This window comes from Paenibacillus sp. FA6 (assembly GCF_051550225.1).
In the GTDB taxonomy this organism is placed as follows: domain Bacteria; phylum Bacillota; class Bacilli; order Paenibacillales; family Paenibacillaceae; genus Paenibacillus_AQ.
In genome coordinates this window covers 4,775,055-4,788,828 of the sequence record NZ_CP188820.1, presented here as the reverse complement: position 1 = coordinate 4,788,828, position 13,774 = coordinate 4,775,055, and the positions used below count along the sequence as shown (strand labels likewise).

Below are 13,774 nucleotides of genomic sequence, written 5' to 3'. Positions count from 1 at the left end.
CTGCGTTTCACGGAGAAACAATGGTTAAGATAAGAGGATTCATGAACTTATGATATAATATGATAGGTAACAGGTTAGAAGGAAAAGGAGGTGCCTTGGTTCAATGAATGAGGATAAACAACGGGCTAAAGTCCTGTACAATAAAATAATACCTGTCCATCTGGATGCGAACTTCTTCTTTGAAAGGGCTGTACGTTCGTTAGATCGCAATCATTATGACAAGGCATTGAGATATTTCGGAAAAGCAGTAGAGTATGAACCAGATAATCCAGTAAATCATTGCAACGTGGCCGGAGTGATGTCCGAAATGGGTGATTATGCGGGATCTAATATCGTATTATCACAAGTTATCGAGAATATTGATCCGAATATGACGGAATGCTACTTCTATATGGCCAACAACTTTGCCAACATGGAGAAGTTCGAAGAAGCCGAGAAAGCGATAGTTACTTATCTCGAGGAAGATGGTGTAGGTCAGTTTCTAGAAGAGGCAGAAGAAATGATGGATCTGCTTCTTTATGAATTAGATCGTCCTACTAAGTTGACTCGGATTAAGAGCCGTGAAGGAATGGTGGAGCATGAACATGCTCGTACTCTTCTGGAAGAAGGTAAGTTCGCTCAAGCTGTGGACTTATTAGAGAAAATAGTAGTGAGCAATTCAGATTTCCTCGCAGCTCGTAATAATTTAGCACTTGCCTATTATTATGTAGGTCTGTTTGAGAAAGCTAAGATAACGATCCAAGAAGTGTTAGAACAAGATCCAGGGAATTTACATGGGCTTTGTAATTTGGCGATTTTTTATCAGCATGAGAATGATATGACGCAGTTGCTTCCACTCTTGCATATGCTATCGGTCACGGTTCCGTTTCATCAGGAGCATTTGTTTAAATTGGCCACAACAATGGGTATATTAGGTCAACATGAGCAAGCCTATCGACACTTCCGTCGTTTGTTGAAGGATGAGGAATTGAACTGGGACCCAAGTCTGTATCATTACTCGGCTACAGCTGCCTTTAATTGTGGGAGATATGTGGATGCAGAAAGATATTGGAGATATGCAATAAAGATTGATCCTGAATCTAATGTCCCGAAGTATTATTTATCCCAGCTTCAACAGTTTCAAGAAGGATTAACGAAGCAACCCAAAATTAGTTACCATTATCATCTTCCTTTTGAGGAACAGCTTAAGCAGTGGGACCAGGACGATGAAGGAATAACGGATGAGATTATACAGAATCCATTGATTCGCTCTTCCTTCTTCTGGGCACTTCGACATGGCGACACAGCGACTAAACTGCAGGTTATTCAGTCTTTTGCTTTGATTGCTGATGAAGAGGTGAAGAAGGTACTGGAAGCTTTGTTGCAAGAGTCGGATGAAGACGAAGTGATTAAAGAAGCGGCCATGCTTGTTCTTCAAGGGATCAATGAAGAGGCTTTAATAGATGATTCTCTTAGTATGGGAGAAGGAATACCATCTTTACACATCGTAAGGGAGCCCTCATCTGAGGATTGGGATGACTCTTCAAGTACGGTTGTGGATAGAACGCTCGAAATGATGGATTATGCAGGGGATTTAGCTCAGCAGCAGGATGTTCAAAGCTTGTGGACGGAGTTCTTGCATAAAAGTTATCCAGATACGCCTGAGCTACGGCATACGGAGGCTTGGTCAGCGGCGCTTGAATATTGGGCATCCAAAATGATGGGCCAACCTACCACCTATCAGAAAGTAGCTGAACGTTATGGTCTTTCCGCATCCACCGTTAGTCGATATGCACGTCGTATGGATAGCGTTTGTCATATGAAAGATAGAAACGGATGATGGATGATCAAGCCCAGTGCGGTAGAGCCTGATCATTCGTTATATATTATATTTAGGAGGTCATACAAATGTATAAATCAATCGTGATTGGAACAGGACCTGCTGGGTTAACGGCAGCTATTTACCTCGCTCGAGCTAATATGAAACCATTGGTTATTGAAGGTATGCAACCAGGGGGACAATTAACAACAACAACTGATATTGAGAATTTCCCCGGATTTCCAGATGGAATTATGGGCCCTGAATTGATGGATAATATGCGTAAGCAAGCGGAGCGCTTCGGAGCTGAGTTCAAATCAGGCTGGGTAGAGAAAGTAGACTTATCTAAACGCCCGTTCAAAGTTCAAGTGGATGGGATCGGAGAACTATTAGCTGAGACCGTTATTATTTCTACAGGCGCTTCGGCGAAGTATATAGGAATTCCAGGTGAGCAAGAGAACATCGGACGCGGTGTCAGCACATGTGCAACATGTGATGGATTCTTCTTCCGTGGGAAGAAGATCATCGTAGTTGGAGGCGGCGATTCTGCAATGGAAGAAGCTAACTTCTTGACTCGTTTCGGTTCTAGCGTAACGCTGGTACATCGTCGCGAAGAGATGCGTGCTTCGAAGATTATGCAAGATCGTGCTCGTGATAACGAGAAGGTGTTGTGGGCATTGAACCGTACGCCACTGGAAGTGGTTACTGAAGGTATGGGTCTTAAAGGGCTGAAGGTACTTAACAATGAGACAAATCAGGAAGAATTGATTGAAGCGGACGGTGTGTTCGTAGCGATTGGACATACACCGAACACGCAATTCCTGGATAATCAGATTACTACGGATGACATAGGTTATATTATTGTTAAGCCAGGCACGACAGAGACGAACATACCGGGTGTATTTGCATGTGGTGACGTACAGGATGTTCGTTATCGTCAAGCCATTTCCGCAGCGGGTACAGGCTGTATGGCAGCGATGGATGCCGAGAAATTCATAGAAGGTAATATGGTTCATGACTGGAGTCAGTCTCTAGGTAAATAAATAGCATATTCGACATAAAGAACCTGACGGAGCGATTCCCCGTCGGGTTCTTTGTGTTTCATTGGTAAGCTCTTCACTCATGAAGGGGGACAGATGAGGGAGAAATAGCTATAGCTGCATAAGGTGCACTTATTTAGAGGGAAAAGTGGTCTGAAAGGAGAATAGTTGCAAAAGGGACAGCTAAAAGTGGGGATATGATGAAAAGTGAAGGTTTCTAAGTAACTAGATGTATCCTGTACAACTAAACTTAACACTAACGAAGATGTGTCGGATCTAAGTGCACTTTGTGCAATTATTATGTGATCGAAGGAGGGTGAAGGTGCTTATGAGTTTGTATATAAACAGATAGAGCCCCCCTGGAACTGATCAAGCTAAAATGGTTGAAAAATTGGACTATATCAGGGGTGAACTACTCAACGGAAAAATTTTACTTGGGAATATCCCGAAAATTAAATAATTGAAAGGGTGTTATACAACATGAAAGTCTACAAACTGCAAAATAATCACTCGAAATGTATGGTGCTTATGACCTCTGATGATGACGAGGGTCACCCAATATCCTCCAGATTCGATGGAGAGTCGAAAATTAAACATTGGACACCCTTCAAGCTGAAAACTATATACAAAAAGACGTACAGGGACTTTCCGATTCTCATAAGTGGGAAGCCGGTTATATCTGAACGGGTCAAACAAGTGATTGCGCCATTCATTGAAAATGAAGTGGAGTTTCTGCCGCTACTTCATGATGAATTGGAGTTGAGTATGGTCAACGTAATAAATGTACTGGAGTGCGTGGATTGGAAACGATCCGATATAAGGAATTATGAAGACGGTTCATTTGCTGGATTTAATAAACTCGTATTTGATTTCAATAAAATACCTGACAACACATATATATTTAAATACAAGGAACGAGCAGGGACGGAAGTTTATGTGACCGAATTGTTTAAAGAACTGATCGAACGCAACAAACTGAAAGGATTAGATCTCACCGAAGTGTATGACTCGGAGGATACAGAAGAGAAGGAGCAGGAACAACAGCGAACTTATGAAGCTGCATTAGCATCCATTGAGCGCAACAAAGGACCGGAAATATCCTATGAGGAAGCCAGAGATCAGGTGAATCTTGGTAAAGCATTTGCAAGCGATAAATGGAAGATGCAACTTGACTTGCAAGGACGGTTCATCCTTGGGCAGCTCACGCTGGATCTGACAATCCAATGGATGTTGCCGACATATATTCCCCCAATTCTGCTAGGGTGTCTATGGCATGAAGTCGAGTAGTTGGAAATTTAATCTATATGATCATGGAGAGGTATATGGATTTCGATGGCGCACTAGATCTATAATCATACATACATAAATGGAAGGTTGTAACCTCTGTTACAACCTACAACCAACCCTTCTCCTCCGCCAACCGAATAGCCTCGATCCGATTTCTAGCATCAAGTTTATTCAAGGATTCGGAGATGTAATTGCGTACCGTTCCATAGGAAAGATGAAGCATAGATGATATTTCATGGGCAGACTTCCCTTGGGCTGACAGCGATAGAATCTCTCGTTCGCGAGCACTAAGAGGGTTCTTGTCCCGGATAGTCCCGAATATAAGCTCCGGGGAAATTTCCCGATGACCGATCATGACACGACGAATGGACTCTGCCAGTTTATCGATAGGCCCATCTTTTAATAGATATCCTTGAACATCTGCCTTTACTGCGCGCTCGAAGTAACCGGGACGTGCAAAGGTAGTCAGAATGATAACTCTACAGGGTGAACTTAGCCTATTCAACTGTTCAGCAACATCCAAACCGGTCATCACGGGCATTTCTATGTCAAGCAGACAGATATCTGGTTGAAGAGAGACGATGAGTGATAGTGCCTCTTTCCCATCGGAAGCTTGGCCTACTACTTCGATATCGTCTTCCAAATCTAATAGTAAGGCTAATGCACCGCGGAGCATCTGTTGATCTTCGGCTAAGAGAATTCGTATCATGGGCTCCCCTCCTCTTTCTGATCCTTGATTATAATAGGAATAGTGACGGTCAAAGTAGTGCCTTTCACAGACAATACCTCTAAGGAACCCTCAATTAAAGATAGCCGCTCGGCCATCCCCTTCAGTCCGTTTCCATCATGATGATCTTCGTGTAGACCTATTCCATCATCACTAATGATGAGTGTGACGTAAGCCATCTTTTGTTCTATACGTACTGTACAGTTCGTCGCTCGGCTATGTTTTACAATATTGGTTATTGCTTCACGAAGGCACAGGCTGAGAATGTTCTGAGTTAGATCAGGTACCCCAGCAAGCTTAGCATCCCCTTCGAAATAAGAGATGATATCGGCACTGTCTAGGATGACCTGTACCTCCAGTAGTTCCTCAGCGACTGTAACTGCGCGCATATCCGACACAAGTTCGCGAACTTGTCGAAGAGCCGCCCTTGATGTTCGCTCAATCTCCTTGGCTTCAAATTGTGCATGCTGAGGATCTTTAGTAATTAGTCTTTCAACTAACTGACTCTTCAATGTAATCAAAGACAACGTATGACCCAATGTGTCATGTAGATCTCTAGCAATACGCATGCGTTCTTCACGTTTAACGAGTTCTTTAATGTGTTCATTAGCTTCATCTAGCTTCAACTCAAGTTGCTGGTGTTTATTCATCGACTTTATACCAAAAGGAGACATGAGCATAATGATAATAAACGGGAGAAAAAATAAGTATTGCCCGGGTTGGATTTCACCTGTATTGAAGATCAACGGAAGTGCTTCGATGATCGTCAAAGAAATTAAAGATATTTTAAACTTTACCGAATGGGTGTAATATCCAATAAAACTAGCGGTGAAGAAACCCATGAACAAGTTGTAAGGGTTATAGAAGTTGCTGAGTATAAAGATGATAACCATCTGTAAGGCAAGCCAATATGAAAAGGAACCATGCTCTGAAGCGAAGTAGAGTTGTCGATAGGAGAGTGCAAACACTCCAATCATCAAATAGCCCAATATCATTTTCAACCCATGCTCCTGTGCGGTATTGATGATAGGTAAGAAGATATAAACTAGCCAAACATAAGGATAGAAACCTAGATTTTTTGGGAAAACGTGGAATCTTACGTGCATAGTAAAATCTACACCACTTCCTGTTTTTTACGGATATATGTCGATAGTACCATAAAGAATATGAGGTATCCTAGCAGAATGAGTATATTTTCTAACGAAGGATGATGTCCACGTATGATCTCCCAAGCACCGTTTCCAAAGCTATAGGAAGGAAGCAAGTGACTAATGGATTGTAATATTGTAGGGAAAGAATCAATAGGGAACCACATCCCTCCCAAGACAGCCAATATCATATAAATGGCATTACTAACACCGCTTGCAGTGTCAACTCTTTTCATGGTTCCAACTAGTGTACCGAGTGCCAGAAAGGGCGCGCAAGCGACTAATACCCAAAGGCCACTGTAAATCCATTGAGACGCAGATAAGGACACGCCGTTTATTAAATACCCAGCACCAAAGATAACGATAATAGAGAGTAAATGCATAACGGATTGCCCGAACATTTTACCAAAGAAATAGACACCTTCGGGAAGTGGGGTGATTCGCATAAACGTGGACCAACCATGAACACGTTCCTGAACAATCCGGATACCTAAAGTCATGATAGACGAACCCATTACACTAAATGTGGTCATGGACATCAAATAATGAGCTTGCCAAAGCTGGTTATCACCGGTGTTGGTGTTCACGAGCCGAGTAAAGATGAAATAAAACAAAATTGGCATGATTAAAGACCATCCTACATAATAGGGATTACGCAGGATTCTTCTCATTTCAGCCTTACACTGCATGATGATCATGTGCATGATTAATTAGCCTCCCCTTTAATATCAAATTCAGGTTGTAACGTTAACTGTTCGAAGGCATCATCAAGGCGGCCCTGTTCGACACGAATATCTTTAACCGCGTACTTGTGTTCAAAGATAGATGCTAGAACGCTATCTGTGTCCTCGGTAATGGTATAGATCCTTCCCTCTTTTTCATAAACATCGCTAACATGAGGTAATTTGAGCAGCGCTTCGCGTAGATGAGGATCATCGGATTTAAAAGAAACAGAGCATGTTGTCAGCCTCGACTTGATGTCGTCAGGGTTACCGTCAGCTATGATAATTCCTTGATTAAATAAAATGACTCGATCTGCAAAGTCTTCGGCTTCTGTTAGATAATGCGTGGTGAATAAAATGGTCTTTCCTAGTGCAGTCAGTGTACGAACTTTATCCCAGAACATACGACGTGCGGTAACATCTAGACCTACAGTGGGTTCATCTAAGAAGATTAGATCAGGATTTCCAGCAAGAGCGAGAGCGAAACCAAGTTTTCGCTTTTGACCTCCAGATAACTTCGTTGCAAATCGATTTAAATCTTCCTCTTCCAGACCGGTTAATGGTGTTAATTGGCTTATATCAAGAGGGTCTGGATAATAACTACGGATTAATGTAATAAGTTCGCGGACCTTCAGACCATCCATAACACTAACCTCTTGAAGCATAGCCCCTATTCTCTTTCGTACTTCTATATCCTTAGGATTCTTACCCATCACACGTACAGATCCTTGGCTAGGTTTAATCAGTCCCAACATCATAGATAGAACCGTTGTCTTGCCTGCCCCATTAGGACCGAGAATGGCAACGATGGAACCTTTCTCAATGGAAAGGGATACATGATCCACAGCTTTCTTAGTTCCAAACAGCTTACTAACGTTGTTCAATTCCACAATAATATCCATATATATACCTCCATTGATATTCAGAATTTCTCTTCCTTTAATAATAGAAAATAAGTCAATCTCTAGTTAGTAAAAACTGTCACCTATTAAAGATGACAATTGTCATGAATATCCTACCAACAAGCGTTTCGATAGTAGCTTACTTCTCTTGACCAGATAGAGGGCATCTATTATAGTGGGTACGTAGGCTCAAAAATATTTTAGATTGATAAAGGTGGCTTGTAACATGTCTGAAAGTATCTATGTTGGTGTAGATTTAGGTGGTACGTCGATTAAAGTGGGCATTTGTAATCAAGAGGGGCAGCTTCTGCTAACACATGAAGGACCCACGGAGACTGAAAAAGGTGTTCATATCGTCGTTGACAATATTGTAAAGTATGTGCACGAAATTGTAGAGAAATCTCCATATGATTGGGATCAGCTTGTAGGTGTAGGAGCAGGAGTTGCTGGCTTCACGAATGTCGTTGAAGGGATTATCATCCTTGCACCCAACATAGGCTTTAGGGATGTTCCGATACGTTCGCTTCTTGAGGAGCGTCTAGGCAAGCCCGTCAAAATAGATAATGATGCAAACGTTGCTGCATTGGGAGAAGTATGGAGCGGCGCGGGACGTGGAGTAGATAATTGTATCTGTTATACACTTGGAACTGGAGTGGGCGGAGGTATTATTCTAAACGGCAAGATTTATCAAGGATTCTCAGGGTTGGCAGGAGAGATTGGACATGTGTCAGTAGTGCCTGATCTGGAAGCCATTCAATGTGGATGTGGTAAAAAGGGTTGTTTAGAAACCGTATCTTCAGCAACAGGAATTATCCGTATGGCAAACGATGCGGTAGCACGTGGAGATCGGACTACACTTGCTACTGTAGAAAACATGAATGCGAAGGAAGTATTCGATGCAGCCAAGGCAGGCGATGAAGTCGCTGTCCGTATTGTGAATCGTGCAGCCTTTTATTTGGGGAAATCGATGGCGATAGTTGCCGCTGTATTGAATCCTGAAGTGTTTATTGTAGGCGGAGGCGTTTCTTATGCAGGGGACATCCTATTCAATGAGGTGCGTGAGGTATATGCCAAGTTAACACCGGATCCCTTACAACGCGGTGTGTCCATTCTACCGGCTCTATTAGGGAATAATGCGGGAGTCGTTGGGGCTGCAGGTCTACATCTTCGGTCATAGACTTCGTCTTGTTTGAATATTACCAGTCATAAGCTTGTTAAACTCATAGACAAGGGAGGGAAAGCTGATGCTGGAGAACGACATAGCTGCACCGGCGATGGCAACCCTGATTATTATTACAGGTATGTCCGGTGCGGGAAAGACACTTGCTGTACAAAGTTTGGAGGATCTTGGTTTCTTCTGTGTAGATAATTTACCGCCGGTATTGATTCCTAAGTTTGCAGAGCTTATTGAACAATCCAACGGGAAGATAGCCAAAGTAGCTTTAGTGATTGATTTACGTGGACGTGAATTTTTCACTGCTTTATCTGAATCGCTAGCCTATATTAAAGAGCATTTCACGATGGGATGCGAAATTCTGTTCCTAGATGCAATGGATTCTGTTCTGGTGCAGCGATATAAAGAGAGTCGGAGGCGTCATCCATTGGCTCCAGAGGGGATGCCACTGGATGGAATCCAACTAGAACGTAAGCTGTTGGAGGAGCTAAAGAATTCGGCAACACAGTTGATCGATACGAGTAATATAAAGCCAGGGCAACTGAAAGAGAAGATTATTTCCCGATTCTCTCACCTAGAACCGAATACGTTGTCTGTCAATATTACATCCTTTGGATTTAAATACGGTATTCCGATCGATGCAGATTTGGTATTCGATGTAAGGTTCTTGCCGAACCCTCATTACGTAGACCATTTACGTCCACGCACGGGGCAAGACAATGAAGTGTATGAGTATGTGATGAAGTGGGCTGAAACACAATTATTTGTTAGTAAGCTGTTGGATATGCTCCAATTCTTAATTCCGCAATATCATAAAGAAGGTAAGAGCCAAGTCGTTATCGGCATCGGATGCACAGGAGGCAAGCATCGCTCCGTTGCTATTTCTGAGTATCTGGGGAAGATGCTGGGTAACAGTGAGACGGAAACCGTCTCGGTTATCCATCGCGACTCTGACCGAGACCGTGACTGGCATTAATGGGGTGAAGTGTAATGGAAGTAGCAGGACAGACAAGTGCTCGTCCTCGAATTGTTGTGATGGGTGGAGGTACTGGATTGTCCGTCATGCTTCGAGGACTGAAAGAGAAGCCGCTTGATATTACGGCTATTGTCACGGTAGCCGACGATGGTGGAAGTTCAGGCATTCTACGAAATGAATTACAGATGCCCCCACCGGGAGATGTTCGTAACGTATTAACGGCGCTTGCTGACGTTGAACCACTACTTTCACAAATGTTAAGCTACCGCTTCGGGAGTGGTTCAGGGCTCGCCGGACATAGCTTAGGTAACTTAATATTAGCAGGTATGACGGATATTACAGGTGACTTTGTATCCGCTGTTCGGGAGTTAAGTAGAGTATTTGCTGTTCGTGGTCGGGTGTTGCCTGCTGCGGGTGTCGCTGTCACATTGCATGCTGAGATGGAAGATGGTAGCATCGTCAGCGGAGAATCCAAGATCCCCGAAGCTGGGAGAAGGATTAAGCGTGTTTTTCTTGACCCGGCTGAGGTAGAGCCGTTACCAGAAGCAGTTGAGGCGATTCAGCAAGCAGATGCTATCTTAATTGGACCAGGCAGTTTGTACACTAGTATTCTCCCTAATTTACTCGTTCCTAAGCTTGCGGAAGCTGTTTGCGCTTCAAAAGCGATTAAGATTTTTATTTGCAATGTCATGACACAGCCTGGGGAGACCGACAATTATAGCGTAAGTGATCATCTTAATGCGATCTTCGATCATGTTGGTGTACATCTTTTTGATTATGTCATTGTAAATAATGGTGAAATTCCGACCCGAGTTCAAGATAAATATGCTGAAAAGGGAGCAAAACCTGTTCATTTGGATCTGGATGAAGTGACAGGACATGGTTACAAGGTCATTGCCGACACACTTGTTCTTTTCCGGACATACCTACGGCATGATGCTGAAAAGCTTAGCCAGCATATATACCAGCTCGTACAAAATTGGACTTTACGAGAGAGGTGAGTCACTTGTCGTTTGCGGCGGAGACAAAAAAAGAATTGACTAGGGTAGAAGGACAGGCATGTTGTGAGAAGGCTGAGTTATCAGCGCTTATTCGCATGAATGGTTCCGTCCAACTGTCGAACAAAAAAGTCATTTTGGATATCTCGACAGAAAATGCCGCGATAGCAAGGCGAATTTATACCTTAATCAAAAAGTATTTTCAGGCACATACAGAGTTACTTGTGCGCAAAAAAATGAGATTGAAGAAGAATAATGTTTATATTGTACGCATACCTCTTGGTGTACAGGAAATTCTAATGGAACTTCATATTGTTTCTGAAGGTTTTCTATTTACGCAAGAGATCCATTCTGAACTTATACGTAAGAAATGTTGTAAACGAGCGTATTTGCGGGGGGCCTTTATGGCGGGTGGGTCTGTGAATAATCCCGAAGGTTCTTCCTACCATCTCGAGATTTACTCGATGTATGAAGATCATTGTAAGGCATTGGTGAAGTTAGCTAATGAATTTAAGCTCAATGCGCGCTTTATTGAACGTAAGAAGGGGTTTGTGCTCTACATCAAGGAAGGCGAGAAGATCATTGAGTTTCTTAGCCTCATTGGTGCGCATCAATCACTGTTCAAGTTCGAGGATGTTCGTATTATGAGGGACATGAGAAACTCTGTGAATCGCATCGTCAACTGTGAGACGGCGAATTTGAACAAAACGATAAGCGCGGCAGTCCGGCAAATTGATAATATTAAGCTATTACAGCGTGAGATTGGCCTGGATAATTTACCTGAGAAGCTGCGGGAAGTAGCAGAAGTGCGGTTGATCCATCCGGATATGAATCTGAAAGAAGTTGGTGAGGTGCTCAAGGGCACTGTCAGTAAATCGGGCGTTAATCATCGTCTGCGTAAGATCGATGAGATGGCGGATAAGATTCGTAATGGATGAGTTTTTATTCTAGTGTCCTTCATGTTATAATGCTATAATGAATGTATATGAAATGAGAGTAATGTGAATAGATTTATAAATAGGGGGTAAGTTTCCATGACAAAGCACCCGGTAGTTGTCCGTCTTAAGACGGGTCTCCATGCCAGACCGGCAGCATTGTTCGTCCAAGAAGCGAATAAGTACTCGTCTGAAATTTTCGTGGAAAAAGATGATAAAAAGGTGAATGCAAAAAGCATAATGGGGATTATGAGCCTTGCGATCAGTTCCGGAACAGAAGTTTACATTAGCGCAGATGGCGCTGACGCTGAGCAGGCTGTAACCGCTTTAGTTGCTTTGGTGAGCAAAGAGGAATTAGAGAACCAATAATAGTACTAATATGGGCATTTAAAAACAAATAGTAGCCGATCCTCAAGTGGATTAGCTACTATTTGTTTTTTTGTGGATTTATACTACTTTTTATATTATTCAATTTAAGATATTAACCGATATAAATGGTTAGATAGGGTATGACAATACATATTTTACATCAGGGGGAGTCAGAATGGTTATGGAATTAAAGGCACTTTTAGGGAAGTTCAATAGAAATCAAGATGAATCTTTATCTGTTAGAGATCAGGACGTGAAGAAGCGTAATGGGGTTCTGATCATGGCTGTTACGATCACAGCACTTATGGGATTATCCAATCTATCAGCATCGGATGTGATGTCCATTTCGAATTTGGGCAGTATAATGAACATTCTTACTGTGATATTAATGGTGATTTTCCATATGAAGGGGAAATATATTCAACAGATTCCATATGTAGGAACGATAGGTATGTTGTTATCCTGTGGTTTAGATATTATATATCATCCATCGCTGATTGGTTTCGCTACGGTATATTACTTAGTTATTTTGTCATTGATTACAATGAAGGAAATTATAACGTACATCACGCTGTTAGTCGGATTAGGGTTTACATGTTATTTGGCTCTGGGAAATATAGACGGGATGGAGACTTCCGATATTCGTACAGGAATCATAGGGATTTATGTGGTTGTGTCTATTGTGGTTATTTTATTGCTACGCGTTTCGGTAGCACTCAAGGCCAATACAGAGATTGCCCGAAAACAGTCGGAAGACGTGTTAAACGACCAACGTCTACAGAAGGAGCAATTGTTACAGAATGTTGTTGTAATCACACGTAGTATGATGGATATTACACAGTCTATGGAAGACAATACATCTTCATTTCAGCAAATGAATGTTGCTTTTCAGGAAATATCAAGTGGTGCTGTGACACAGGTTGACACAACCTTATCCATTAATGATTCTGTTCAACAGATGGGGGTTATGATTCAGGAGATGACCGCTTCCACAGAAACCTTACTGACTCAGACCAATGAGACGAATCAACTTTCAGAAAAGGGTAAGGAAAAGGTGGGGACATTAAGTGTTGCTATTGTTGAATTTAAAGAGGAAATTGATGCTATGGCAGCGGATATTCAAGAGCTTACGTTGCGGGTAAATGAAACCTCTCAATTTAGCCAGACGATACGTGAAATTGCCAACCAGACCAATCTACTTTCTCTAAATGCAAGTATTGAAGCGGCACGCGCAGGAGAATACGGTCGAGGATTTGCTGTCGTTGCTATGGAGATTCGTAAATTATCAGAACTTACTTCAGGATCTGCAGAGCAGATTACGGCTCAATTACGTGGATTCTCGGAGCAGACGAATGAGACACTACAAAGGATGAACTTGGTGGCAGAACGGATGGAAATGAGCAGTAATCTGACCCATGATACCGCGGATTCTTTTGAATCTATTAAACTCTCAATTGGGGGACTGCTACAAGTTTCAGAAGAATATCGAAGCATGATGCAAGAAGTGACTTATTTCTCTAGCTCGGTGGGGGATTCGACGAACCATTTGGCTTCTGTTAACGAACAGACTTCAGCAACTCTGCAAGAGCTATCAGCAACCCTACAGTCCTTACTTGAGAACAATCGAGTGAGCTTGGATAGCACGAAGGAAGTTGAGCAGAACCTCAAAGCGATCGTTGAATAGGGCATGTTCATTAT

Annotated in this window: 13 protein-coding genes; 9 read left to right on the top strand and 4 right to left on the bottom strand. The window is 42.4% G+C overall.

Annotation, left to right across the window (positions count from 1 at the left end):
• Nucleotides 1-103 precede the first annotated feature (103 nt).
• The 3 genes from ACP8HI_RS21700 (at nucleotide 104) to ACP8HI_RS21690 (ending at nucleotide 4,125) form a co-directional block, all read left to right on the top strand.
• Nucleotides 104-1,819, top strand: coding sequence for a tetratricopeptide repeat protein (locus ACP8HI_RS21700; RefSeq protein ID WP_438348219.1), 1,716 nt, complete (start codon nucleotides 104-106; stop codon nucleotides 1,817-1,819).
• A gap of 68 nt (nucleotides 1,820-1,887) precedes the next feature.
• On the top strand, nucleotides 1,888-2,841 hold the full coding sequence (trxB, locus tag ACP8HI_RS21695; protein ID WP_438348218.1) for a thioredoxin-disulfide reductase: 954 nt from the start codon (nucleotides 1,888-1,890) through the stop codon (nucleotides 2,839-2,841).
• Nucleotides 2,842-3,318: 477 nt separating this feature from the next.
• Nucleotides 3,319-4,125 (top strand): imm11 family protein, encoded by an 807-nt coding sequence (locus ACP8HI_RS21690; protein ID WP_438348217.1) that lies wholly within the window; start codon nucleotides 3,319-3,321, stop codon nucleotides 4,123-4,125.
• Nucleotides 4,126-4,231: 106 nt separating this feature from the next.
• Here ACP8HI_RS21690 and ACP8HI_RS21685 read toward each other — a convergent pair whose 3' ends face one another.
• The 4 genes from ACP8HI_RS21685 to ACP8HI_RS21670 are packed head-to-tail and all read right to left on the bottom strand — an operon-like array spanning nucleotide 4,232 to nucleotide 7,624.
• Nucleotides 4,232-4,834 carry a response regulator transcription factor gene (locus ACP8HI_RS21685; protein ID WP_438348216.1) on the bottom strand — a complete coding sequence of 201 codons (603 nt, stop codon included), beginning with the start codon at nucleotides 4,832-4,834 and terminating at the stop codon, nucleotides 4,232-4,234.
• Complete coding sequence (locus tag ACP8HI_RS21680; protein ID WP_438348215.1) at nucleotides 4,831-5,958, bottom strand: sensor histidine kinase; 1,128 nt, start codon at nucleotides 5,956-5,958, stop codon at nucleotides 4,831-4,833. The genes ACP8HI_RS21685 and ACP8HI_RS21680 overlap by 4 nt, the downstream gene beginning before the upstream one ends.
• 8 nt (nucleotides 5,959-5,966) lie before the next feature.
• A complete protein-coding gene (locus ACP8HI_RS21675) occupies nucleotides 5,967-6,704 on the bottom strand; it encodes an ABC transporter permease (protein ID WP_438348214.1) in 738 nt (245 codons plus the stop codon).
• A 2-nt stretch (nucleotides 6,705-6,706) separates the two neighbouring features.
• Complete coding sequence (locus ACP8HI_RS21670; protein ID WP_438348213.1) at nucleotides 6,707-7,624, bottom strand: ABC transporter ATP-binding protein; 918 nt, start codon at nucleotides 7,622-7,624, stop codon at nucleotides 6,707-6,709.
• Nucleotides 7,625-7,850: 226 nt separating this feature from the next.
• Here ACP8HI_RS21670 and ACP8HI_RS21665 point away from each other — a divergent pair, with 226 nt between their 5' ends.
• The 6 genes from ACP8HI_RS21665 to ACP8HI_RS21640 all read left to right on the top strand — a co-directional run bounded on the left by ACP8HI_RS21665 (nucleotide 7,851) and on the right by ACP8HI_RS21640 (nucleotide 13,760).
• On the top strand, nucleotides 7,851-8,801 hold the full coding sequence (locus ACP8HI_RS21665; protein WP_438348212.1) for an ROK family glucokinase: 951 nt from the start codon (nucleotides 7,851-7,853) through the stop codon (nucleotides 8,799-8,801).
• A 67-nt stretch (nucleotides 8,802-8,868) separates the two neighbouring features.
• Entirely contained in the window at nucleotides 8,869-9,774 is a 906-nt protein-coding gene (gene rapZ, locus ACP8HI_RS21660) for an RNase adapter RapZ (protein ID WP_438348211.1), read from the top strand.
• A 14-nt stretch (nucleotides 9,775-9,788) separates the two neighbouring features.
• Nucleotides 9,789-10,775 (top strand): gluconeogenesis factor YvcK family protein, encoded by a 987-nt coding sequence (locus ACP8HI_RS21655; protein WP_438348210.1) that lies wholly within the window; start codon nucleotides 9,789-9,791, stop codon nucleotides 10,773-10,775.
• A gap of 5 nt (nucleotides 10,776-10,780) precedes the next feature.
• Complete coding sequence (gene whiA / locus ACP8HI_RS21650; protein ID WP_438351941.1) at nucleotides 10,781-11,710, top strand: DNA-binding protein WhiA; 930 nt, start codon at nucleotides 10,781-10,783, stop codon at nucleotides 11,708-11,710.
• 96 nt (nucleotides 11,711-11,806) lie between these two features.
• Nucleotides 11,807-12,076 (top strand): HPr family phosphocarrier protein, encoded by a 270-nt coding sequence (locus tag ACP8HI_RS21645; protein WP_438348209.1) that lies wholly within the window; start codon nucleotides 11,807-11,809, stop codon nucleotides 12,074-12,076.
• A gap of 175 nt (nucleotides 12,077-12,251) precedes the next feature.
• On the top strand, nucleotides 12,252-13,760 hold the full coding sequence (locus ACP8HI_RS21640) for a methyl-accepting chemotaxis protein (protein WP_438348208.1): 1,509 nt from the start codon (nucleotides 12,252-12,254) through the stop codon (nucleotides 13,758-13,760).
• Nucleotides 13,761-13,774 lie beyond the last annotated feature (14 nt).